Annotated in this window: 23 protein-coding genes; 9 read left to right on the forward strand and 14 right to left on the reverse strand. The window is 69.5% G+C overall.

Annotation, left to right across the window (positions count from 1 at the left end):
• Positions 1 to 202: 202 nt before the first annotated feature.
• Positions 203 to 1,564, reverse strand: a complete 1,362-nt coding sequence (locus ACFXC1_RS17410; protein ID WP_381243583.1) for a S53 family peptidase — start codon at positions 1,562 to 1,564, stop codon at positions 203 to 205.
• 406 nt (positions 1,565 to 1,970) lie between these two features.
• Complete coding sequence (locus ACFXC1_RS17415) at positions 1,971 to 2,597, reverse strand: TetR/AcrR family transcriptional regulator (RefSeq protein ID WP_381243585.1); 627 nt, start codon at positions 2,595 to 2,597, stop codon at positions 1,971 to 1,973.
• Between the two features lie 89 nt (positions 2,598 to 2,686).
• On the opposite strand from ACFXC1_RS17415, the gene ACFXC1_RS17420 reads away from it, so the two are divergent.
• Entirely contained in the window at positions 2,687 to 3,625 is a 939-nt protein-coding gene (locus ACFXC1_RS17420; RefSeq protein ID WP_381243586.1) for an oxidoreductase, read from the forward strand.
• Here ACFXC1_RS17420 and ACFXC1_RS17425 read toward each other — a convergent pair.
• Positions 3,588 to 4,202 carry a TetR/AcrR family transcriptional regulator gene (locus ACFXC1_RS17425; protein ID WP_381243588.1) on the reverse strand — a complete coding sequence of 205 codons (615 nt, stop codon included), beginning with the start codon at positions 4,200 to 4,202 and terminating at the stop codon, positions 3,588 to 3,590. The two genes, ACFXC1_RS17420 and ACFXC1_RS17425, sit on opposite strands and share 38 nt — an antisense overlap.
• 56 nt (positions 4,203 to 4,258) lie before the next feature.
• On the opposite strand from ACFXC1_RS17425, the gene ACFXC1_RS17430 reads away from it, so the two are divergent.
• Positions 4,259 to 5,020: an SDR family oxidoreductase gene (locus ACFXC1_RS17430; RefSeq protein WP_381243589.1), complete on the forward strand. Its 762-nt coding sequence runs from the start codon at positions 4,259 to 4,261 to the stop codon at positions 5,018 to 5,020.
• Positions 5,021 to 5,050: 30 nt separating this feature from the next.
• On the opposite strand, the gene ACFXC1_RS17435 is transcribed toward ACFXC1_RS17430, so the two are convergent.
• Both ACFXC1_RS17435 and ACFXC1_RS17440 read right to left on the reverse strand, forming a co-directional pair.
• Positions 5,051 to 5,434: a VOC family protein gene (locus ACFXC1_RS17435; protein WP_381243591.1), complete on the reverse strand. Its 384-nt coding sequence runs from the start codon at positions 5,432 to 5,434 to the stop codon at positions 5,051 to 5,053.
• On the reverse strand, positions 5,427 to 5,705 hold the full coding sequence (locus ACFXC1_RS17440; protein ID WP_381243593.1) for a DUF397 domain-containing protein: 279 nt from the start codon (positions 5,703 to 5,705) through the stop codon (positions 5,427 to 5,429). Before ACFXC1_RS17440 ends, ACFXC1_RS17435 begins: the two co-directional genes overlap by 8 nt.
• Before the next feature lie 190 nt (positions 5,706 to 5,895).
• Between ACFXC1_RS17440 and ACFXC1_RS17445 the strand changes: the two genes are divergently transcribed.
• From ACFXC1_RS17445 to ACFXC1_RS17455, 3 genes are all read left to right on the forward strand, one after another.
• Positions 5,896 to 6,684, forward strand: a complete 789-nt coding sequence (locus ACFXC1_RS17445) for a trypsin-like serine peptidase (RefSeq protein WP_381243595.1) — start codon at positions 5,896 to 5,898, stop codon at positions 6,682 to 6,684.
• Positions 6,685 to 6,864: 180 nt separating this feature from the next.
• Positions 6,865 to 7,809, forward strand: a complete 945-nt coding sequence (locus ACFXC1_RS17450; RefSeq protein ID WP_381244303.1) for a C40 family peptidase — start codon at positions 6,865 to 6,867, stop codon at positions 7,807 to 7,809.
• 168 nt (positions 7,810 to 7,977) lie between these two features.
• Entirely contained in the window at positions 7,978 to 8,688 is a 711-nt protein-coding gene (locus ACFXC1_RS17455) for a phosphatase PAP2 family protein (RefSeq protein ID WP_381243596.1), read from the forward strand.
• Positions 8,689 to 8,796: 108 nt separating this feature from the next.
• Here ACFXC1_RS17455 and ACFXC1_RS17460 read toward each other — a convergent pair whose 3' ends face one another.
• Positions 8,797 to 10,356 carry an FAD-binding oxidoreductase gene (locus ACFXC1_RS17460; protein WP_381243598.1) on the reverse strand — a complete coding sequence of 520 codons (1,560 nt, stop codon included), beginning with the start codon at positions 10,354 to 10,356 and terminating at the stop codon, positions 8,797 to 8,799.
• Positions 10,357 to 10,751: 395 nt separating this feature from the next.
• Between ACFXC1_RS17460 and ACFXC1_RS17465 the strand changes: the two genes are divergently transcribed.
• Positions 10,752 to 11,597, forward strand: coding sequence for an SCO4651 family lipoprotein (locus tag ACFXC1_RS17465; protein WP_381243600.1), 846 nt, complete (start codon positions 10,752 to 10,754; stop codon positions 11,595 to 11,597).
• Positions 11,598 to 11,702: 105 nt separating this feature from the next.
• Positions 11,703 to 11,882, forward strand: coding sequence for a hypothetical protein (locus ACFXC1_RS17470; protein ID WP_019073694.1), 180 nt, complete (start codon positions 11,703 to 11,705; stop codon positions 11,880 to 11,882).
• Positions 11,883 to 11,885: 3 nt separating this feature from the next.
• On the opposite strand, the gene ACFXC1_RS17475 is transcribed toward ACFXC1_RS17470, so the two are convergent.
• The gene (locus tag ACFXC1_RS17475; RefSeq protein ID WP_381244305.1) at positions 11,886 to 12,239 is read right to left on the reverse strand and encodes a metal-sensitive transcriptional regulator; all 354 of its coding nucleotides are present in this window, start codon (positions 12,237 to 12,239) and stop codon (positions 11,886 to 11,888) included.
• Between the two features lie 197 nt (positions 12,240 to 12,436).
• Here ACFXC1_RS17475 and ACFXC1_RS17480 point away from each other — a divergent pair, with 197 nt between their 5' ends.
• A complete protein-coding gene (locus tag ACFXC1_RS17480; protein WP_026151758.1) occupies positions 12,437 to 13,057 on the forward strand; it encodes a DUF47 domain-containing protein in 621 nt (206 codons plus the stop codon).
• 7 nt (positions 13,058 to 13,064) lie between these two features.
• Complete coding sequence (locus ACFXC1_RS17485) at positions 13,065 to 14,063, forward strand: inorganic phosphate transporter (protein ID WP_381243603.1); 999 nt, start codon at positions 13,065 to 13,067, stop codon at positions 14,061 to 14,063.
• A gap of 192 nt (positions 14,064 to 14,255) precedes the next feature.
• On the opposite strand, the gene pstB is transcribed toward ACFXC1_RS17485, so the two are convergent.
• The 7 genes from pstB to ACFXC1_RS17520 form a co-directional block, all read right to left on the reverse strand.
• Positions 14,256 to 15,032, reverse strand: a complete 777-nt coding sequence (pstB, locus tag ACFXC1_RS17490; protein ID WP_381243605.1) for a phosphate ABC transporter ATP-binding protein PstB — start codon at positions 15,030 to 15,032, stop codon at positions 14,256 to 14,258.
• A gap of 47 nt (positions 15,033 to 15,079) precedes the next feature.
• The gene (gene pstA, locus ACFXC1_RS17495) at positions 15,080 to 16,141 is read right to left on the reverse strand and encodes a phosphate ABC transporter permease PstA (protein WP_381243606.1); all 1,062 of its coding nucleotides are present in this window, start codon (positions 16,139 to 16,141) and stop codon (positions 15,080 to 15,082) included.
• Entirely contained in the window at positions 16,138 to 17,148 is a 1,011-nt protein-coding gene (gene pstC, locus ACFXC1_RS17500) for a phosphate ABC transporter permease subunit PstC (protein ID WP_381243607.1), read from the reverse strand. Before pstC ends, pstA begins: the two co-directional genes overlap by 4 nt.
• Positions 17,149 to 17,256: 108 nt before the next feature.
• On the reverse strand, positions 17,257 to 18,387 hold the full coding sequence (pstS, locus tag ACFXC1_RS17505; protein ID WP_381243609.1) for a phosphate ABC transporter substrate-binding protein PstS: 1,131 nt from the start codon (positions 18,385 to 18,387) through the stop codon (positions 17,257 to 17,259).
• Positions 18,388 to 18,748: 361 nt separating this feature from the next.
• Positions 18,749 to 19,189: an NUDIX hydrolase gene (locus tag ACFXC1_RS17510; RefSeq protein WP_381243611.1), complete on the reverse strand. Its 441-nt coding sequence runs from the start codon at positions 19,187 to 19,189 to the stop codon at positions 18,749 to 18,751.
• 41 nt (positions 19,190 to 19,230) lie between these two features.
• On the reverse strand, positions 19,231 to 20,343 hold the full coding sequence (locus tag ACFXC1_RS17515) for a CHAD domain-containing protein (protein ID WP_381243613.1): 1,113 nt from the start codon (positions 20,341 to 20,343) through the stop codon (positions 19,231 to 19,233).
• Positions 20,324 to 22,555 (reverse strand): RNA degradosome polyphosphate kinase, encoded by a 2,232-nt coding sequence (locus ACFXC1_RS17520; protein ID WP_381243615.1) that lies wholly within the window; start codon positions 22,553 to 22,555, stop codon positions 20,324 to 20,326. The genes ACFXC1_RS17515 and ACFXC1_RS17520 overlap by 20 nt, the downstream gene beginning before the upstream one ends.
• Positions 22,556 to 22,825: the final 270 nt, after the last annotated feature.

Below are 22,825 nucleotides of genomic sequence, written 5' to 3' on the forward strand. Positions count from 1 at the left end.
TTTTTCTCATTTTTTGTTTTGACATAAAACACACCCCATTTGTTTTCGTGGGGGGGGGGGGGGGGGGGGGCCCCCCCCCCGGGGGGGGGCGCGGGGGGGGGGCCCCCCCCCCCCCTTCGCCACTTGCTCCGCCGAGGGGACCCCACGTCCCCCTCTGCCGGCGGCTCCCCGTGACCCGACGGGGAGGCTCTGCGGGAGTGCCTCAGCCGGTGAAGGCCGAGATGCCCTCCGGGGTGCCCCAGCCGGTCGGGCCGTCGTAGCCCGACTTCGCGGTGCAGTAGTACGAGGTGGAGCAGGTGCCGTTGTTGCCGCTGGTCACGTCGTTCAGCGCGGAGGTGCCGGCGGAGGCGTAGGGGAAGCTGGCCGGGTAGGAGCTGCTGGACGGGGTGCCGGCCAGGGCGTAGACCGAGGCGATGATCGGGGACGAGGCGCTGGTGCCGCCGTAGGTGCCCCAGCCGGTGCCGTCGGCGCCGTAGGTGTCGTAGACCGAGACGCCGGTGGCCGGGTCGGCGACCGCGGAGACGTCGGCGATCATGCGCTTGGTGCAGGTGGTGTCGGTCTGCCAGGTGGGCTTCGCGTCGTAGGCGGAGCAGCCGGAGCCGGTGCCCTCGGTGCTGCTGGTCTTCCAGACGCTCTCGGTCCAGCCGCGGGAGTTGGAGGACGTGGAGAGCTTGGTGCCGCCGACGGCGGTGACGTAGCGGGAACCGGCCGGGTACTCGGCGCCGTAGGCCTCGTCGCCCGCGCTCGCGGTGATGGCGACGCCCGGGTGCTTGTAGTACGAGGTGTCGTACGACGTGTCCGAGGAGGACTCGGAGCCGCCGTAGGAGTTGGAGACGAACTTGGCGCCCAGCTTGACGGCCTCGTTCACCGCGGTGCCGAGGTTGGCGTCGCTCGCGGACTTGGCCTCGACCAGGAGGATGTTGCAGTTCGGGCAGGTCGCGCTGACCATGTCGAGGTCGAGGGACTCCTCACCGGCCCAGCCGCTGTCGGCGGAGGGGAGGGAGGTCGTCGAGCCGGTCTGGCTGACCTTGGTGAAGCAGCCGTTGTCCGTGGTGCAGTCCGAGAGGCCGTAGTACGACCGGTACGTCGCGAGGTCGGCCTCGGCGTTCGGGTCGTCGTAGGCGTCGACGATCGCGACCGTCTCGCCGGAGCCGTCGGAGGCGGCGGCGTCGGCCAGGCCGTAGGCGGACTGGATGTCCGAGGGGCCGTAGCCGGTCGGGTCGTCGGTGGCGGCCTTCGGGGAGATGGTCTTGGGCGCGATGCCCTTCAGCGCGGCCTGCTTCTCCATGAAGGCGGTGGTGCCGCCGGTGACGCGGAGGGCGTTACACGCGGCGAACCCCTTCTTCGGGGTGGCGCCGCAGGCGGCCTTCTCGTACTGCACATGGGCCTTGGCGACCTGGGCGGCGATCGTCTTGGCGGTCACCTTGTGGGGGCTGGTGGCGGCGCTCGCGTGGGCCGCGGTGCCGAGTCCGGCGATCAGGAGCGCGGCGGTCGCGGCGGCGGCAGAACCGATTCTGCGCCAGTTGCCGCGTATGTGGGGGGAGTTGGGGGGTGACGTACGCAACGTACAGCCTCCAGGGAGAGGTGGGCAGAGGCCTGCGGGTGGGGGATCCACCGGTGAGGTTCCCGGTGGGGGCGGCGGCCCGTGACGACCTTCTCTTGTTGAGTACGTGACAACAAGGAGCATTCCGGAACTCTGACTTCCGCGTTACTCAAGGGGGTTGGGGGATTGCTGATCAATGGCGCCGGGATGGCGTGGCAATGGGGCGGGCTTGACTCTCTCCACGGAAAATCCACAGCGTGACGCGCGTTGACAAGGGGGGATGGCCGGATTGGGGGTGGGTGGTGCGGGTTGGTCGCGCGGTGCGGGTGGATGGGGGCTGGTCGCGCAGTTCCCCGCGCCCCTCGGGGTATCGGGGCGGGGCGGGGTGAAGGGGGGGTGCCCCTACACGACCCGGCCGGAATCACCGTCAAGTAGTTGTCGCTCGCCGCTCGTTCTCGCGGGGCGTGAGGCCGTTCAGCAGATGGTGGATCAGGGTCGGGATGCCCGCGACCGCGGCCTCCGGGGTGAGGGTGCCCTGGGCCGCGAAGGAGGCCGTGCCGTGCAGGGCGGCGCCGACCACCAGGCTGACGGTCCACGGGTCGCCGGCGACGATCTCGCCGCGCTCCTGGGCGTCGGCGATGATCCGCACGAAGGGGACCGTGGTGCTCTCGACGGCCGCGCTCAGCTGCTCGGAGATGTCCGGGTCGTGCTTGCGGGTGTACATGACCTCGAGCAGCTCGGCGTTGGACGCGGCGAAGTGCACATAGGTCGTCGCCAGCGCGACGAGGCGGTCCTCCAGCGGTGCCTGCGCGTCGTCGGCGCCGTTCAACACCTGGGCCATGCGCTCGAAGCCGGACAGGGCGAGCGCGTCGACGAGGGCCTGCTTGTCCTTGAAGTGGCGGCCGGGCGCGGCATGGCTGACCCCGATGTCCCGGGCGAGCTCACGCAGGGACAGGGCCGCGACGCCCTTCTCCAGCAGGGTGCGCTCCGCGCTCGCGAGCAGGGCGGAGCGCAGGTCTCCGTGGTGATAGGGGCGTGCAGGCATGCGAACCATCGTATCCCGATGTAGACGACGGCAGCATTGTTGCTACCGACATCATTGTTGTCATTGACAGCATTGTAGCCGTTGCCTACATTGGGGGCATGGACAACACGGACAAGACCATCAGTGGCAAGGGCCCCGGCAAGGCGCCCAAGTGGGACGCGAGCCGGATCCCCGACCTCTCCGGGCGGACGGCGGTCGTCACCGGCGCCAACAGCGGCATCGGCTTCGCCGCCGCCGCCGAGCTGGCCCGCGCGGGCGCGCACGTCGTGTTCGCCGTACGGGACCCGGAGCGCGGGCGGGCCGCGGCGGCGAGGGTCGGCGGCAGCACCGAGGTGCGCCGGCTGGACCTCGCGGACCTGGCGTCCGTACGGGAGTTCGCCGAGGCGTGGGACGGCCCGCTGGACCTGCTCATCAACAACGCGGGCGTGATGATGCTCCCCGAGGGACGCACCCGGGACGGCTTCGAGACCCAGTTCGGCACCAACCACCTGGGCCACTTCGCCCTCACGAACCTGCTGCTCCCGCACATCACCGACCGCGTGGTGACCGTCTCCTCCGGCGCGCACAAGATGGGCGACGGCTACATCCACTTCGAGAACCTGAACCTCGACGGCATCTACGGCCCGCAGCGCGCCTACTCCCAGTCCAAGCTGGCCAACCTGCTGTTCACGCTCGAACTCCAGCGCAGGCTCGCCGAGTCGGGCTCCCGCGTCCGCGCCCTGGCGGCCCACCCGGGCTGGGCGGCGACCAACCTCCAGAGCCACACGGCGAACCCGGTCGGCCGCGCGCTGATGGCCGTCGGCAACAGGGTCATCGCCCAGGACGACAAGGGCGGCGCCCTGCCGACGCTGTACGCGGCGACCCAGGACCTGCCGGGCGCGAGCTACGTCGGCCCGAGCGGACTGGGCGAGATGCGCGGGGCGCCGACGCTGGTCGGGCGGAGCGCGGAGGCGAGTGACGTGGAGGCGGCCGGGCGGCTGTGGACGGCTTCGGAGGACCTCACCGGGGTGCGGTTCCCGGTGGGGGCGGTGGCGTAGCGGGTACCGGCTCCTGGGTGCCGAAGGTGAGCGCCGACCGCACCCGCTCCGGTTCCTCACAGGCCAGGAGGTCCAGCAGGAGGCCCCGGACCAGTGCCAGGGCCCGTGTCGCCCGGGCCTGTGCGAGGGCGGGCGGGGTGCCGGGCGGCTGGGCGCGCGCGAGGAGGTCGAGCCACTCCCGGGCCGCCTCGCCGGCGAAGCCCGCCCACGGGCCGGGATCGTGACTCAGGGACATCAGGAAGGCCTCGTACGTCAGCCGCACCATCGGGCGTTGCTCCGGCTCGGAGAGAAAGGCCCAGAGGCGGTCCACGAGGGCGTCGAAGTCGTCGCCTCCGGCCTCGGTGAGCACTACGGCCATCGTCCCGACCTGCTCGTGCCGTGCCCTGGCGAGCAGTTGCCGCAGCAGCTCGTCCTTGCTGCCGAACAGGTAGAGCAGGACGCGCGGGCTGGTGCCCGTGGCGGCGGCGAGGGGGCGCAGGGACAGACCGGTGAGGCCGTGTTCGAGGAGGTAGGCGTAGCAGGCGTCGAGGAGTTCGGTGCGCCGCGGAGAAGGCGCTGATGACGGTGTCGTGCCCACTGCGCTACCGTAACTGAAACGAGTGTTTCAGTGCCAACCGTGGTGGAGGTCGCGGGATGGGTGCTCACGACGCCTTCTCGCTCGCCGGCCATACGGCCCTGGTGACCGGCTCGGTGCGCGGACTGGGCCTGGAGATGGCCCGGGGACTGGCCCGGGCGGGCGCGCGGGTACTGGTCAACGGGCGGGACCGGGCCACCGTCGGCGCGACCGTGCGGGCGCTGCGCGACGAGGGGCTGGACGCCTCGGCCGCGGTCTTCGACGTCACCGAGCGGGCGGCGGCGCGGGAGGCGGTGAGCGGGCTCGGGGACATCGACGTCCTGGTCAACAACGTCGGCCGGCGCGACCGGCGAGGGCTGTACGACATGACCCCGGACGCGCTGGCGCACATGCTGGACGTTCACCTCACCTCGGCGTACGCGCTGAGCCGGACCGTCGCCGAGGGCCTGGCCGCCCGTCGCACCCCCGGCCGCATCATCAACGTCTCCTCCGTCATGGGCCAGTTGGGCCGCACCGGGGACATCGCCTACGCCACGGTCAAGGCCGGCCTCGACGGGCTGACCCGGGCCCTCGCCGCGGACCTGGGGCCCAGCGGCACGACCGTCAACTCGGTGGCTCCGGGGACGTTCGCGACCGAGGTCAACGCCGGTCTCGCCGACGACCCCGAGTGGGGCCGGTGGCTCAAGACCCGTACCGCCCTGGGGCGTTGGGGGCGGCCGGCCGAGATCGCGGGAATCGTGGTGTTCCTGGCGGGCGACACGGCATCGTTCATCACGGGGCAGACGATCGCGGTGGACGGCGGGATGACGACGACGTTCTGAGCGGTTCCGGGCCCGTCAACCCCGGTCCCGTCAACTCCAGCTGCGTGCCCCGGCGTTGAAGACGTCGGCGTCGCTGTGCACCGGCAGGACGCACAGCAGGTGGCCGCCGGGGGCGCGCAGGGTGCGGCACTCCAGCCAGCGGGAGACCGGGGTCGCGCCGAGGGCGAGAAGGCGGGCCGTCTCCGCCTCCACGTCGTCGGTCTCGATGTCGATGTGGAAGCGGGGGTTGGGATCGTCGATCGACTGAACCGCCGTCACCAGACCGGGGATTGCCTCGTGGAGGGAGATGAACTGCTCCTCCGAGGGGACCGGCGTGGCGGGGGCGCCGAGGGCCGCCGACCAGAAGGCCGCAGCGGCGGCGGCCTCCGGACCGGGGGTGTCGATCAGGAGGGCGAAGACGCGGCTTCTATGCATGGGGCCCGTTTCCCGGGGCTGTTGGGTCCGCCGCCTCCTCCACGCCCTCCACGAAGTGGTCGAACTCGCCTGCCTGGACGCCCAGCACGAAGGCGTCCCACTTGCGGCGGTTGGTGGTGACCACGTTGTCCGGGTCGCTGGTCTCGCGGATGTAGACCGGGGCCTCGCCGTCGTCGCCCTCGCCGAAGGCGATTTCGATCCAGGGGCCGGGTCCGGTGGCGTCCGGTGGGGCGGCGCGTTCCCAGGTGAGGTCGGGGGGGATGTCGGACACGGGAGATTCCTCTTTCTGGCAGCCGGGGGCGGCATCGAGTATCGCTCAGGGGGCAGAAGAGACGGGAGGACAGTACGGTGGACTGACCGCCGAACGAAGCGCCGAACGAGTCGTTGCACGAGCCGTTCACAGCGAAATCTCAGCAAACGTCGACGTCCTTTCTCACCTTCGTGGGACAAAGTGGGGGCCGATGAAGCGCAGCTCACGCATCTCCCGTTCCGCTCGCCTCGCGGGCAACCGCCGGTACGCGCTGTTCGTCGCCGTGGTGACGCTGGCCCTGACCTCGGCGTCCGTGGCGACCGCGGACGACGGCCCGGGGCCCTTCGGCGTGACCACCGTGACCGAGGTGAACAAACAGAGCGTGCGGGTCGGAGCCCTGTTCGGGTCGGACCACGCCACCAGCCTGGCCGGCGGCCACCACTGCACCGCGTCCGTGGTGCACAGCGCGGGGCACAACCTCATCGTCAGCGCGGCCCACTGCCTGGACGGCGACCCCGGCGACGTCTTCGTGCCCGGCTACCGGGACGGCAAGGCGCCGTACGGGGTGTGGAAGGTCCTGCAGCGGTACCTGCCGGACGGGTGGAACCAGGGGCAGGGCGAGGACAGCGACATCGGCTTCGCCACGGTCGCCGAGGTGGACGGCAAGAACATCGAGGACGTGGTCGGCGCCGACCGGTTCACCACCGGGACGGAGACCGGGGCCACCGCCGTGACCATCACCGGCTACCCATCTGCGACCGACCAGCCCATCAGCTGCACCAACAAGCCCACCCAGCACAGCGCCACCCAGCAGCGCATCGACTGCCCGGGCTTCACCGGCGGCACCAGCGGCAGCCCTTGGGTGAACGGCGACCAGCAGGTCGTGGGCGTCATCGGCGGACATGAACAGGGCGGACTGACGCCCGATATCTCCTACAGTGTCGTGCTCGGTAAAGAAGCGGCCGAGTTGTACAAGGACGCCACGAGCGACCCGGAATAAAGGCCGCCGCGCCATCCGGCCCGCTCGCTGAATACGCGTCACATCCGGCGGAAACACAGCGAAATGCCGCCACCCTGCCCCGAAATGGCCTTGAACAGGGCTGACATGGGGGAGGGTTGAGCCGTGCGAAAAGTATGGGTGATCGGTGGGATCGCGGCCGGGCTCGGGCTCAGCTTCGTGATGCTGCTCGTCGTCGGGGTGTACCTCGTCGCCGGGAACCTCGCAGGCGGAGCCGGCGGAGGCAGCATCGCGCTCGCCAAGGGCGCGGTGCCGGCGGCCTATTCGTCACTCGTGCAGAAGTGGGGCAACCTCTGCCCCGCCCTCAACCCCGCACTGCTCGCCGCCCAGCTCTACCAGGAGAGCGGCTTCAACCCGAACGCGAAGAGCCCCGCGAAGGCGGAGGGGATAGCGCAGTTCATCCCCGGGACCTGGGCCACGCACGGGATCGACGGCAACGGCGACGGCGTCCGCAACGTATGGGACCCGAACGACGCGATTCCCTCGGCCGCGAGCTACGACTGCCAGCTCGCCTCCTATGTGAAGGACGTGCCGGGCAACCAGAGCGAGAACATGCTCGCCTCGTACAACGCGGGCGCGTACGCCGTCATCAAGTACCAGGGTGTGCCGCCGTATGCGGAGACCAAGAACTACGTGAAGACGATCACGTCCCTGGAGCAGAGCTTCGCCGCGCCGGTCAGCCGGGTCGATCCCTCGCAGCAGGCCGCCACCGCCATCAACTACGCCCAGAAAAAGCTCGGCACCCCCTATCTGTGGGGCGGGAACGGCACCGCCGACCAGGGCGGGCGCTTCGACTGCTCGGGGCTGACCAAGGCCGCGTTCGAGAGCGCGGGAATCACGCTGCCGCGCGTTGCGAACGACCAGTACAACGCGGGACCGCATCCGCAGCGGTCCGAATTGCTGCCGGGAGATCTGGTGTTCTTCTCGGACGACCTCACCAATTCCCGCGCCATCCGGCATGTGGGGATTTATGTCGGCGGCGGATACATGATCGACGCGCCCCGGACGGGTGCTGTGATCCGGTTCGACCCCATTGACACCCCCGATTACTTCGGCGCCACCCGGGTCACCGAAGATGGCGCGAAAGCACTCCCCACGACGGTGTGAACCGAGCGTGAACCCACCCCCTGAGCTGGGGCGATGAGTCTCTCTTCGATAACGTCTGCGTGATCATTCGGTGGAGTGTGGAACGTATGAAGTGAGGCCGTGCGTTCCTGTTTCAGTGATGCGCACGAGAGGGTGCGCCCGGAACAACGACGAAGGAGCCGCAGCATCATGGCTGTACTCGCCGAATCCGGGTCCAACCCCGACGTCGATCTGCTCTACGACATCAATGGCCTCGCCAAGGACGCGCCGCACTGGTTCGACCGGATCGTGGAGTTCGTCGGCGAGTACGGACTGCTGATCGCCATGGTGCTGCTCGTGGTGTGCTGCTGGTGGTCCGTGCGACGGCGCGCGGACGAGGACTCCGCCCAGTCCGTCGCGGCGCTCGTCTGGACTCCGCTGGCCGCGGCGGTCGCCGTACTTGTGAACGTGCCCATCCGCGGGTTCGTGGAGCGGCCCCGGCCCTTCGTCGACCACACCGGCATCGATGTCCTCGTCTCCGGGAAGACCGACTACTCCTTCGTGAGCGATCACGCCACGATCACCATGGCGATGGGCGTCGCGCTGTTCGTCGCCAACCGGCGGTTCGGGTTGCTGGGGATCGGGCTCGCGCTGGTGGAGGGGTTCTGCCGGGTCTATATGGGCGTGCACTATCCGACCGACGTGATCGGTGGGTTCGCGCTCGGTACGGCTGTTGCCCTTCTGCTGTCTCCGCTGGCGATGGCTCTGCTCACGCCTGTGCTGAAGGCTGTCGAGAGCTCGCGGTGGGGTGCGTGGCTGGTGCGGTCCGGTGACGCTCGGCGGCTGGCCCGGGACGCGGTGATCCCGGGGGCTCGGACGGAGGCTTCGGGGACGACGGAGGAACGGGACTTGGCGGCGTAGGCGTCGTGTTTCGTCTGCGGGCTCGTTGTGGCTGGTCGCGCCCACGCGGCGGAGCCGCAAATGGATACAGCCCCGCGCCCCTCAGGGGCGCCCTGCAGAACTGCCTGTTTACAAGCCCTGTGGGTATGTGAAGAACCGGTTCGGGTCGTACTGCTTCTTCAAAGTCGTCAGGCGGGTCGCCGCGTCGCCGTAGTACGCCTTGCGCCAGTCGGTGAGGGTGGGGTCGGTGTAGTTCTGGTAGGCGGCGCCCGAGGCGTACGGCTTCATCGCGGTGTGGAAGCGGGTCAGCCAGGACTGGGCGGCGGTGCCCGCCGTGCCGGCCGGCCAGGAGACGAGGTACTGGGCCAGCATGCGGGAACGGCGGTGCACGAAGGCCGTCGCCGTGGGGGAGACCCGGTTGACCGCGCCGCCCAGCGCCGTGAGCGCGATGTCGCCGTTGCCGCTGACCGACCGCATCTGCGCGAGCATCGTCTGGATGCCCGCGTCGGAGATCGAGCGGTCGAAGAAGTCCGAGCGGCCCGTATAGGTCTCCCTGGACAGCGCGCCCTGCGGGTTACGGCCCGGGGTCGTACCCGGCAGATGGCACTGGGCGTCCGTCGAGAACGACGAGCAGCCCGCGTAGGCGTTCATCGACTCCTCGTACGTGTGCCGCTTGAGCGAGACGCTCGACGCGTTGCCGCCGACGAGGTGGGCCAGTTTGTCGACCGCGTTCTGGAGTTCGTTGTAGGTGCCCAGGGAGAAGGCGGCGACGGAGACCCTGGGGGTGCCGCCGGGGGTGTTCGAGAGATGGCAGGACGACCAGATCTCGTCGGGCTGGTCCGGGCCCCACTCCTGCCAGGCCTTCACCACGGCCGCCGCCATCGACGACGGCCAGGTCAGATAGCCGGATACGGCCTGGGGTGCGGGGTGTGTCTTGAACTGCAGCTCCGTGACGACGCCGAAGTTGCCGTTGCCCGCGCCGCGCAGCGCCCAGAACAGCTCCTTGTTCTCGCTCGCGTTGGCGATCAGCTGCTTGCCGTCGGCGGTGACGAGGGTGGCCTGGGTGAGGCTGTCGCAGGTCAGGCCGTACGCCCGGGAGACCACGCCGTGGCCGCCACCGAGGGTGAGGCCGGAGACGCCGACCGTGGGGCAGGAGCCGGCGGGTATGGTCACGCCCTTCGCGGCGAGGCCCCGGTAGACGTCGATCAGTTTGGCGCCGGCGCCGACGACGGCGCTGTTGCCGCTCGCCCGGATCTTGTTCAGCTTCGACACGTCGACGATCAGCCGGTTGTCGCCGGAGGACCAGCCGGCGTAGGAGTGGCCGCCGTTGCGGATCGCGACCTTGACGCTGTGGGCGCGGGCGTAGGAGAGGACGGAGCGGATGTCGTCGGCGTTGGCGACATAGGCCACCGCGGCCGGCTTCAGGTTGTCGAAGCGGGTGTTGTAGAGCTGGTGGGCCGTCTTCCAGGAGGCGTCACCGGGGCGCACCAGGGTGCCGTCCAGCTCCCGGGCCAGGGCGGCCCAGTTGGCTGCGGCGGCGGGCAGCCTGCCGATGCCCGTGGACTTGGCGGCGTTGGCCACGGTGGAGGTGTCACCACTGCCGATGCCCGGGCTGCCGCCGCTGCATCCGGCCGTGGCCACCGCCGCTATCGCGGCCGCGCCGCCGCCTATGAACGTACGCCGTTCCATTTCGCCTCCTGTGGGGGTTCCGTGAGGTGAGATACGTCCGGCGCCCCACAAGTTCTCGCGTTCATGTCACGGGTTCGGAACAGAGAGATGTCCCGCCGCGTCCGTTCTGGCCTGGCTTCTCGCCCGTCTCGCCGGGCCGCGCCAGCCGCATATGCACCGGCCGAAGCAGAAAGGACCCTGCTCGATCAGCGTCGTGCGGTGTTCCGGATGTACGGGGGGAGCCTCTCGGCCGTCCTGCTGCGCCACTCCGACAACGTTACCGAGGTTCCGTAAAGGGTTCGTATGGCGGCCGGAAGTCGTTGTACCCGGCCCGGATACGCGTGACGGGGCCACCCGCCCGCTCGTTAGGCGCAGCGACAGGGGGCCCGTGACGACGTACCGGGGGTACGGCAGCGATGGAGGAGCGGCAGCGCAGGCGAGCCGGTGGGGCGGTCGTCGCGGCGGGGCTCGTGGTCGGGGTCTGTGCCGGGACCGGTGGGTGCGGTGGTGGCGACGGGGCGGCCACGGCGGACGCGCGCGGTGGCGGGGACGCGGTCGCGGTGGTGCGGCGCGCGGCCGACACCCTTGTCGCGGCGGGGAGTTCACAGGCCCGTACGTCCATGGAGATGGCCACCGGCGGCACCCGCGTGACCATCCGGGGCGCGGGCGGCTACGACTTCCGGCGCCGGCTCGGCCGGCTCACCGTGCAGTTGCCGCAGGATCCCGCCGGTGCAAGTGAACACCGGCCGATCACCGAACTCCTCGCGCCGGGCTCCCTGTTCATGAAGAACCGGGGCGCCGGGGTGCCCGCCGACAAGTGGGTGCGGGTCGACACCGGGACGCTGTCCGACGGCAACCTCGTGACCGGCGGGGCCACCGACCCGTACGCCGCCGCCGAGGTGCTGCGCGGGACGACTGCGGCGACGTATCTGGGGAAGACGGAGGTGGCCGGGGCCCTGGTGCGTCACTATCGGGGGGTCGCCGATCTCTCCGTCGCCGCGAGGAGTGCTTCGGCGGGGAACGAGGCGGCCCTGCGGTCGGCGGCGAAAGGGTTCGCCACTTCCCGGGTGCCCTTCGACGTCTACCTCGACGACCAGGGGCGGATCCGCAAGCTCCGGCAGCAGTTCAGCTTCGTCAACGGGCAGCGCCGCAGCACCGTGGCGGTCGCCTCGACGACGCTGCTGTACGACTTCGGGGCCCCCGTGGACGTACGGCTTCCGGTGTCGAAGGACATCTACGCCGGGCAGATCGCCGAGAAGTGACCTGAACCGATCGGTGACGAGTCGGTGTGAGAACTAGCCCGTCCGTGCCATGCGCGGTGTGTAGACCGCTCCCTACTCTAGGAAGTCGGTGACGGCAGAGAAGAGGTGACGCACGTGGCTCCGGTCGGCGGTACGGCAGTTCAGGACCACGTGGCACTCGCCGAGATCGAGCTGTGCGGAGACCTGATCATCGCGGCCTCGGCCGCCCAGGACCGGCTCAGCCTGGAGAGCATCGACGAGGTGCTGAAAGTGGCCGAGGAGCGGGACGCCTCCAACAGGGCCTAGTCGCTAGGTACGCAGGAGTCGGGCGATCGCCTTCGTCGCCTCTTCGACCTTCGCGTCGATCTCCGCGCCGCCCTTGACGGCAGCGTCGGCGACGCAGTGCCGCAGGTGCTCCTCCAGGAGCTGCAGTGCGAACGACTGCAGGGCCTTCGTGGAGGCGGACACCTGGGTGAGTATGTCGATGCAGTAGACGTCCTCGTCGACCATGCGCTGCAGTCCGCGGATCTGGCCCTCGATCCGGCGCAGGCGCTTGAGGTGCTCGTCCTTCTGGTGGTGGTAACCGTGCGTCACCGGTTCGGTGGCCGGTTCGACGGCCGGCTCGGAGGGCGTCGTCGCCGCGCCGGCCTCGGTGGTCGTCATCGCGTCCATGGCGTCCTCCAGACATATACCCCTAGTGGGTATATCGTAACGAACTTTGCTGGGTATAGGGCCCTTGGTACGCCCCCGTGCGGATCACTGTGCCTCATGGGCGACACTGGGGGACGGCCCATTAGCCGTGGCCGGATGATGCACTTAGCATCAGCCTGACCGAAACCGATGCATCCCGAGGACCCCTTGTGCGCTTTCGTCTGACCCCCAGGGAGACGAGCTTCTACGACATGTTCGCCGCGTCCGCGGACAACATCGTCACGGGCTCGAAACTCCTCATGGAACTGCTCGGGGCGGACACCGCCGGCCGGGCCGAGATCGCAGAGCGTATGCGGGCCGCTGAACATGCCGGTGACGATGCCACGCACGCGATCTTCCATCAGCTGAACTCCTCGTTCATCACGCCCTTCGACCGCGAGGACATCTACAACCTCGCTTCCTGCCTCGACGACATCATGGACTTCATGGAGGAGGCCGTCGACCTGGTCGTCCTCTACAACGTGGAGGAACTGCCCAAGGGCGTCGAGCAGCAGATCGAGGTACTGGCGCGGGCGGCGGAGCTCACCGCGGAGGCCATGCCGAACCTGCGCACGATGGACAACCTCACCGAGTACTGGATCGAGGTCAACCGGCTGGAGAACCAGGCCGACCAGATCCACCGCAAGCTGCTGGCCATGCTCTTCAACGGCAAGTACGAGGCCATCGAGGTGCTCAAGCTCAAGCAGATCGTGGATGTGCTGGAGGAGGCGGCGGACGCGTTCGAGCACGTGGCGAACACGGTGGAGACCATCGCCGTCAAGGAGTCCTGACCTCTCCATGGACACCTTTGCTCTGGTCGTGACCATTCTGGTCGCGCTCTTTTTCACGTACACGAACGGTTTTCACGACTCCGCCAACGCCATTGCCACGTCCGTCTCGACGCGGGCGCTGACGCCGCGCGCGGCGCTGGCCATGGCCGCCGTCATGAACCTCGCCGGTGCCTTTCTCGGTTCCGGGGTCGCCAAGACGGTGAGTGAGGGGCTGATCGAGACGCCCGACGGGTCGAAGGGGATGGGGATCCTCTTCGCGGCACTGATCGGCGCGATCACCTGGAACCTGATCACCTGGTACTTCGGGCTGCCGTCCTCGTCCTCGCACGCGCTGTTCGGCGGGATGGTGGGGGCCGCGCTGGCCGGCGGTACCGATGTCATCTGGCACGGGGTCGTCGACAAGGTCATCGTGCCGATGTTCGTGTCGCCGGTCGTCGGTCTCGTCGCCGGTTATCTGGTGATGACCGCGATCATGTGGATCTTCCGGAAGGCCAATCCGCACAAGGCGAAGCGGGGATTCCGTATCGCGCAGACGGTGTCTGCGGCGGGGATGGCTCTTGGCCACGGCCTCCAGGACGCGCAGAAGACCATGGGTGTCGTGGTGATGGCACTGGTGATCTCCGGGCATTCGACCTACGGCGATCCGATCCCGGTGTGGGTGAAGATCGTCTGCGCGCTGATGCTGTCGCTGGGGACGTACGCGGGTGGGTGGCGGATCATGCGGACGCTGGGGCGGAAGATCATCGAGCTGGATCCACCGCAGGGGTTTGCCGCGGAGACGACCGGCGCGGCGATCATGTTCACCACGGCGTATCTGTTCAAGGCGCCGGTTTCCACTACGCATGTCATCACCTCGGCGATCATGGGTGTGGGGGCGACGAAGCGGGTGAACGCGGTGCGGTGGGGTGTCGCCAAGAACATCGTGCTGGGGTGGTTCATCACGATGCCGGCGGCTGGGCTGGTCGCCGCGGCGAGCTTCTGGGTCGTGAACCTGGCGTTCCTGTAGGGCGCCGTACCAAGGGGCTCCGCCCCTGGACCCCTGTTTCCACCCTCCCACCCGTTTACGGTGGGTTGAGGGGTGAGCGATTCAAGACAGAACGAACGGGCCCGCCCCCGGGAGCCAGGGGCGGGCCCTTTTCGTCCTCGCGGTGGCACCGCCATGCAGCACCGCGAGGGGTTTCAGAAGAGGACTCCCGGTTTAGCCGAAGCGGCCCGAGATGTAGTCCTCCGTGGCCTGGACCGACGGGTTGGAGAAGATGCGCTCCGTGTCGTCGATCTCGATGAGCTTGCCGGGCTGGCCGACCGCCGCGAGGTTGAAGAAGGCCGTACGGTCCGAGACGCGGGCCGCCTGCTGCATGTTGTGCGTCACGATGACGATCGTGAAGCGTTCCTTCAGCTCGCCGATCAGGTCCTCGATCGCGAGGGTGGAGATGGGGTCGAGGGCCGAGCAGGGCTCGTCCATCAGCAGGACCTTCGGCTCCACCGCGATCGCGCGCGCGATGCAGAGGCGCTGCTGCTGACCACCGGACAGGCCCGAACCGGGCTTGTTGAGGCGGTCCTTGACCTCGTTCCAGAGGTTCGCGCCCTTGAGGGACTTCTCGACGACGTCCGACAGCTCGCTCTTCTTGTAGGAGCCGTTCAGACGCAGGCCCGCCGCCACGTTGTCGAAGATCGACATGGTGGGGAAGGGGTTCGGGCGCTGGAAGACCATGCCGATCTCGCGGCGCACGGACACCGGGTCGATGGCGTGGCCGTAGAGGTCCTCGTCGTCCAGGAGCACCTTGCCCTCGACCCGGCCGCCGGGCGTGACCTCGTGCATACGGTTGAGCGTGCGCAGGAAGGTCGACTTGCCGCAGCCGGAGGGGCCGATGAAGGCCGTCACTGTGCGGGGCTCGACCGTCATCGAGATGTCTTCGATTGCCTTGTGGGAGCCGTAGTAGGCGGTGAGCCCACTGACGTCGATTCGCTTGGCCATGACTGCTTCACTTCCAGAGATTCAGAACGGTCGCTGAGGGGGTCGCGTCAGCGACCGGTCTTGGGGGCCTTCCAGCGGGCGATGCCGCGGGCCACCAGGTTGAGGATCATCACGAAGGCGATCAGCGTGAGGGACGCGGCCCAGGCACGGTCGTAGGCCGCACCGGAACCCGCGCTCTGCGCGAACTGCTGGTAGATGTACAGCGGCAGCGACGCCTGCGCCCCGTGGAACGGGTCGTTGTTGATGAACGGGTTGCCGAACACCAGCAGCAGGACGGGCGCGGTCTCACCGGCGATGCGTGCCACCGACAGCATGATGCCCGTGGTGATGCCGCCGATAGCCGTCGGGAGGACCACCTTCAGGATCGTGCGCCACTTCGGGATGCCCAGGGCGAGGGACGCTTCACGCAGCTCGTTCGGGACGAGCTTCAGCATCTCCTCGGTGGAGCGGACCACGACCGGCATCATCAGGATGGCCAGGGCGCAGGAACCGGCGAAGCCGGAGGGCCCCATGTCCCACATGAGCATGAGGGACAGGATGAACAGACCCGCGACGATCGACGGGATGCCCGTCATGACGTCGACGAAGAACGTGATCGCCTTGGAGAGCTTGCCCTGCCCGTACTCGACCAGGTAGATCGCGGTGAGCACCCCGATCGGGGCGCCGATCAGGGTGGCGAGGGCGACCTGCTCCAGGCTGCCGATGATGGCGTGGTAGATACCGCCGCCGGGCTCGGTGTCGCCGACCACACCCATCGAGTGGGTCAGGAAGTAGACGTTGAGGACCTTCACACCGCGCGCGATCGTCGTCCAGAGCAGGGAGACGAGCGGGATGACGGCGAGGAGGAAGGCGACCCAGACGAGGCTGGTCGCGACCCGGTCCTTGGCCTGGCGGGTGCCCTCGATGCGGGCGGCGATGACGTACGTGCCGAGGACGAAGAGGATCGCCGCGATCAGGCCCCACTGGATCTTGCTGTCCAGGCTGCCGACCAGTCCGATGAGGACGGCCACCACGATGGAGCCGCCGGCGATGGCGTACGGCGACCACTTGGGGAGGGTCGCGCCCTGCAGGGTGCTCACGGGCTTGTCGGCTACGGCTGCGTTGCTCATGCGTTGGCCCCCGAGTACTCCGCACGGCGGGCGATGATGAGCCGGGCCGCACCATTGACCAGCAAGGTGATGACGAACAGGACGAGACCGGACGCGATCAGTGCGTCACGGCCGAACGGTGTCGCCTCGCTGAACTTGCTGGCGATGTTCTGGGCGAAGGTTCCGCCGCCCGGGTTGAGCAGGCTGGCGTGGATGATGAAGTCCGGGGAGAGCACGGTGGCGACGGCCATCGTCTCGCCGAGCGCGCGGCCGAGGCCGAGCATCGAGGCGGAGATCACGCCGGAGCGGCCGAAGGGGATCACCGCCATGCGGATGACCTCCCAGCGGGTGGCGCCGAGGGCGAGGGCCGCCTCCTCGATCATCTGCGGGGCCTGGCGGAAGACCTCACGGCTGACGTTGGTGATGATCGGCAGGATCATGATCGCGAGCAGGATGCCGACGGTGAGCATCGAGCGCGGGGCGCCCTCTTCCCAGGAGAAGATCCCGGTCCAGCCGAAGTAGTCGTTCAGCCAGCCGAAGAGGCCGATCATGTGCGGTACGAGGATCAGGGCGCCCCAGAGGCCGTACACGATGGACGGTACGGCGGCCAGCAGGTCGATCACGTAGGAGACCGGGCCGCGGAGCCTGCGCGGGGCGTAGTGCGTGGTGAACAGGGCGATGGCGACCGCGATCGGGACCGCGATGACCATGGCGATGATCGAGGACACCACGGTGCCGAACGCCAGGACGGCGATGCCGAACTTCGGCGGGATCAGGCCGGTGTTCCACTCGAAGGTGGTGAGGAAGTTCGCGTGGTCCTTGCTGATCGCGAGCGAGGCGCGGTAGGTGAGGAAGACCGCGATGGCGGCCATGATCACCAGCAGCAGGATGCCCGACCCGCGGGAGAGACCGAGGAAGATCCGGTCACCGGGTCGGGTGGCGCCGCGGGCGGTGCGCTTCTGCTCCGCGGCGGAGGGCTCAGGGGTGGGAGGGGGTGCTTCTGCAGGGTTCTTTGTCGATATATCCATCGGGATTCTCCGGTCTGCGGGTCCACACGTGCGGTGTGCGGTCCGTGGCGGCGGTGCACCGGACGGTGCGGCCGGGCCCCTGGAACGGGACCCGGCCGCACACTCGGACTAGCTGATGCTCGCGATGGTGGTGCGAACCTTGGCGATGATCGCGTCGGGGATCGGCGCGTAGTTGATGCCGGAGAGGACCTTCTGGCCGTCCTCGCTGGCGATGTAGGTGAGGAACGCCTTCGTGGCGGGCAGCGTGTCGGCCTTGTTGCCCTTGTCGCAGACGATCTCGTACGTCACCAGGGTGATCGGGTACGCGCCCTCGGCCTTGGTGTTGTAGTCCAGCTGCAGCTTCAGGTCGTTGCCGGTGCCGACGATCTTGGCGGCGGCGATGTCCTTGGTGGCGCTGTCGGTGCTGGGCGCGACCGGGGCCGAGGCGCCGGTGTTGATGCTGACGGCCTTGACGCCGTCCGCGACGTAGGAGAGCTCGAAGTAACCGATGGCGCCGGAGGTCTGCTTGACGCCCGCGGCCACACCCGCGGAGCCGGCGGCGGACTGGCCGCCCTTGGCCTGCCAGGCCTTGCCGCCGGAGTACTTCCAGTTGTCCGGGGTGGTGGCGATCAGGTACTTGGTGAAGTTGTCCGTGGTGCCGGACTCGTCCGAGCGGTGGAACGCCTGGATCTTGAGGTCGGGCAGCGTGGCGGACGGGTTCAGCTTCTTGATCGCCGCGTCGTTCCACTTGGTGATCTTGCTGTCGAAGATCTTGGCGAGCGTCGGGGCGTCCAGGACCAGGTTGTCGACCCCCGGGACGTTGTAGCCGAGCGCGATCGGGCCGCCGACCATCGGGAGGTCGATGCCCTGGCCGCCGGAGCAGACCTGCTTGGAGGCGGTGACCTCTTCGGGCTTCAGCGCCGAGTCGGAACCGGCGAAGGCCAGCTGACCCTGGTTGAAGGAGGTGACACCGGCGCCGGAGCCGCCGCCCTTGTAGTTGATCTGGACGCCACAGGCCTGGCTGAACGCCTTGACCCACGCGTCGATCGCGTTCTTCTGCGCGGACGAGCCGTCGGCGAGCAGCTGCTGGCCCTTCTTCGCGTCGCCGCAGATGGCCGAGCTGGCGTTGGTCGTCGAGGAGCTGCTGCTGCTCGACGAGCCACCGTTGTCGTCCGAGCCGCACGCCGTGAGGGCCAGGGCGCCGGAGACCGCGAGAGCACCGAGGGTGAGGGCCCGCCGGTTCATGCGCTGAAGCTTCACTTGAGGGAGTTCCTTCCAGGAGCCGCCGGCCTGAATAACGGCGGCGTGCGAAGACGAAGACTGGGTGACGCGGGTAGCGACCCCCAGGTCGCGGCTCGCATCGCGTAAGGCCGAAAGTAGGCAGAACAGGTGAAGGCGCCTATGGGCATAAGTGAACGGAGGGTGAACCCCTGTGGGCGGTGCGGTTAGGTCACGGAACGCTCACGTCGAGGACACGACCCGATTCCGGACTATGCCAGGTTCGGCGGGCCCGGAAGCGCGTCCACGAGCGGGCGTTCCCTCGGTTGGGCGACGGCCCTGCTGCGGCCGTCTTCTCGCAACGTAACGCGAGGTGGGCGGCACGGCAGCCCAGGAGACGGGGTCAGCCGGGCGGGTCCTCGTCCGTCCCGACGGCCATCAGCGCGAGGGAGATCAGGTCCCGGTCCCGCTCGTAGGTGAGCCGCTCGCGGGCCTCGGCCGGCCTCAGCCAGACGACCGCGTCGACCTCGTCGTTGGGCTCGAAGGCCCCGCCGGTCGCCTCGGCCGCCCAGTAGCGGACCTCCTTGGGCCGCCCGTGGTGGTCGGTGTACCGGGCCGACGGGAGCCCCGTGCCCAGCCGGCAGGTGTGGCCGGTCTCCTCCAGGACCTCGCGGCGGGCCGCCTCCTCGAACGTCTCGCCGCGCTTGAGCTTGCCCTTGGGCCAGGACCAGTCGTCCCACTTGGGCCGGTGGACCAGCGCCAGTTCGAGGTCCCCGGCGGACCGGTGCCGCCACAGGACGCAGCCGGCCGCCTGGACGATGGTGTCGTTCGTCGAGGAAGTCACTGAAGGTTCACCGTCTCCTTCGCGCGGGTTGGTGCAGGGCGTCAGGCGGTCCCCACTGCCCGTTTCTGCCACGACTGCTGGAAGGCGAAGCGGGCCGCCTCCACCTCGTGGCGCTGGTCGGCGTGGAGCACCCCGAGCGCGTACGCGGTCGCCGGGGCGATGCGCGGGGTGCGGGCCGCGGAAGCCGCCGCGGCGGCGGCCTCCGAGGCGTCCCGGTGCAGATTGAGGGCCTGGCCGGCCGCGAGCAGCCGTACGTCCAGGGGCGGGTCGTCGCCGTGCAGGACCTCGACGGCGTAGCGGTGCAGCCGCAGCAGCAGACGGACCTGGTGCCAGGGGCCGTCCTGGGGGTGCGGGGCCGGGTCGGGGGAGAGGCCGTGGATGAGGGCCTCCGCGTTGTACGGGTGCCCGGCGGTGACCAGCGGCAGCGCGGCGACCGCGTCGTTCAGGCGCTCCCCGGCCGCGGCGGCCAGCGGGCGCAGGTCGGCGCCGCCGGCGGTGGGGGTGAGAGGGACCTCGCTGGCCAGTACGGCGACCTTGTCGGCGACCGCGTGGAAGCGGGAGGAGCCGAGGGCCTGCAGCGCGGTGGAGTGGGCCCGGGTCCGGGCCAGGGTGAGCTGGCGCTCCAGGAGGGCGCCCGCCTTGGCCGCGCCCACGGTGAGGTTGCCGCGCTCGGCGGTGGCGGAGGGGGGCGCGGCCGGGCCTGTGCCGCGGCCGTTCGCGGGCGCCGGTACGCCCCGGCCCGCGCCGGTGACCCGGCCGCCCACGGCCGAGGCCGCCGACTGCGCGGGGAACGCGGCCGAGCCGGAGAGCCGGTGCAGGGCGAGCAGCAGCCGCTCGAGCCGGGCCGCGCACGCGTGCTCCAGCGCCAGCGTGCCCGACAGCCACGCCAGTTCGGGGCGCATCTCCTCGGACCAGCCGGCGTCCAGGAGCGGCCGGAAGGTGTGCAGGCTGCCGCTGATCCGGCGGGCCGAGTGGCGCAGGGCGCGCGCCGCGTCGACGGATTCCTCCGTGCCGTTCTGGCCGCCCCCGGTCTCCCGGTGCAGTCGAAGTGCCCGGAGGAACTCCGTGGCCTGGCCGCGCAGGTAGTCCGCCAAGGCGTCACCTGTCACGGCCCTGGCCGTGGGATCCGTCGGGTCAAGGTGTTGCTGTGCCACGCCGGCGCCTCCGGGCGTCTATGAGCATCTCCTGGACGTTGCGCAGGGGTTGGCCTTCCGCGTCGGTCGCGTGCCGGGTCCACTCGCCGTCCGGGCCCAGGTGCCAGGACGAGGTGGTGTCCGACATGCCGGTCTCCAGGAGCCGGCTGATCGTGGCGCGGTGGGCCGGGTCGGTGACCCTGACGAGGGCCTCGATCCGTCGGTCGAGGTTGCGGTGCATCATGTCGGCGCTGCCGATCCACACCTCGGGCTCGCCTCCGTTGCCGAAGACGAAGACACGGGAGTGTTCGAGGAAGCGGCCGAGGATGGACCGTACGCGGATGTTCTCGGACAGTCCCGGGACGCCGGGCCGCACTGCGCAGATGCCGCGCACCCACACGTCGACCGGGACGCCCGCCTGGGACGCGCGGTAGAGCGAGTCGATGATCGCCTCGTCCACCATCGAGTTGACCTTGATGCGGATGAACGCGGGGCGTCCGGCACGGTGGTGCTGGACCTCCTTGTTGATCCGGGCGATCAGGCCGTCGCGCAGGGACTTGGGGGCGACCAGCAGGCGGCGGTAGGTCTCGCGGCGCGAGTATCCGGACAGCCGGTTGAAGAGGTCCGAGAGGTCGGCGCCGACCTGGGGGTCCGCGGTCAGCAGGCCGAGGTCCTCGTAGAGTCGGGCCGTCTTCGGGTGGTAGTTGCCGGTGCCGACATGGCTGTAGCGGCGGAGCGTGTCGCCCTCCTGGCGGACGACGAGCGACAGCTTGCAGTGGGTCTTGAGTCCGACCAGGCCGTAGACGACATGGCAGCCCGCCTCCTCCAGCTTGCGCGCCCACTTGATGTTGGCGTGCTCGTCGAAGCGGGCCTTGATCTCGACCAGGACGAGGACCTGCTTGCCGGCCTCGGCCGCCTCTATCAGCGCGTCCACGATCGGGGAGTCGCCGGAGGTGCGGTACAGGGTCTGCTTGATGGCGAGGACGTCGTCGTCGTTGGCCGCCTGCTCCAGGAACCGCTGCACGGACGTGGAGAACGAGTCGTACGGGTGGTGCAGCAGTACGTCCTTGTTGCGCAGGGCGGCGAAGATGTCCGGCGCGGACGCGGTTTCGACCTCGGCGAGGTCGCGCTGGGTGCCCGCGATGAACTTGGGGTACTTCAGCTCGGGCCGGTCGAGGGAGCCGATGCGGAAGAGACCCGTGAGGTCGAGCGGGCCCGGCAGCGGGTAGACCTCGGCCTCGCTGATCTTCAGCTCGCGCACCAGCAGGTCGAGCACCTCGCGGTCGATGGACTCCTCGACCTCCAGGCGCACCGGCGGCCCGAAGCGGCGCCGCATGAGCTCCTTCTCCAGGGCCTGGAGCAGGTTCTCGGCGTCGTCCTCCTCGACCTCGAGGTCCTCGTTGCGGGTCAGCCGGAACGCGTGGTGCTCCAGGATCTCCATGCCCGGGAAGAGTTCCTCCAGGTGGGCGGCGATGACGTCCTCCAGGGGGACGTACCGGCCCGGCGAGGACTCCAGGAAGCGGGAGAGCAGCGGCGGCACCTTGACGCGCGCGAAGTGGCGGTGGCCGGTGACCGGGTTGCGGACGACGACCGCGAGGTTCAGCGAGAGGCCCGAGATGTACGGGAAGGGGTGCGCGGGGTCGACGGCCAGCGGGGTCAGCACGGGGAAGATCTGGTGCCGGAACAGGGTGAAGAGGCGGGCCTGTTCCTTCTCGGTCAGCTCGTTCCAGCGGACCAGGTGGATGCCCTCCTCCGCGAGCGCGGGGGCGACGTCCTCGTGGTAGCAGGCGGCGTGCCGGGCCATCAGCTCGCGCGAGCGGGCCCAGATCATCTCCAGCACCTCGCGCGGCTGCAGGCCGGACGCGGAGCGGGTGGCGACACCGGTGGCGATACGGCGCTTGAGGCCCGCCACCCGGACCATGAAGAACTCGTCCAGGTTGCTGGCGAAGATCGCGAGGAAGTTCGCCCGCTCCAGGAGGGGCGTGTTCGGGTCCTCGGCGAGTTCCAGGACTCTCTCGTTGAACGCGAGCCAGCTCCGCTCCCGGTCCAGGAAGCGGCCCTGCGGAAGCTGGGGCCCGTCGTACGGCGACTCCTCGTACTCGTCGAGGTCGGCGTCGATGTCGGGTTCCAGATCGGAGACCGCCGCCGACACGGTGTGCGGGCGGTGGGCGGCTATGGAGCCCACGGAGGGCTGCGCGTGCTGGACCTGTGCCTGGGCGTTGGGCTGACTCATGGAGCCATTCTTCCGCGTCACGGGCGAAACGGGCGCGTCGGAGAGGGCCGGGGGGAGCGTGGGGGACGTGGAGAACGCCCCGGTCGTGTGCAGCCGGGACTGCGGGAGGGCGGTCCCGTTCTCCCCGTTCACCTCGGGAGGCGGCGAAGGCTCTGGCACGACGGGTTTCATTCGCCGAGCGTCGCAAGCCCGTCTGAACCAATGGTTACGGGGACATGGCGTGCGGGATATCGGGGGGCGGCTCCCGGACGTCTACGCCACCGAAACGAA

The organism is Streptomyces hokutonensis, assembly GCF_042751305.1.
Taxonomy (GTDB): Bacteria; Actinomycetota; Actinomycetes; order Streptomycetales; family Streptomycetaceae; genus Streptomyces; species Streptomyces hokutonensis_A.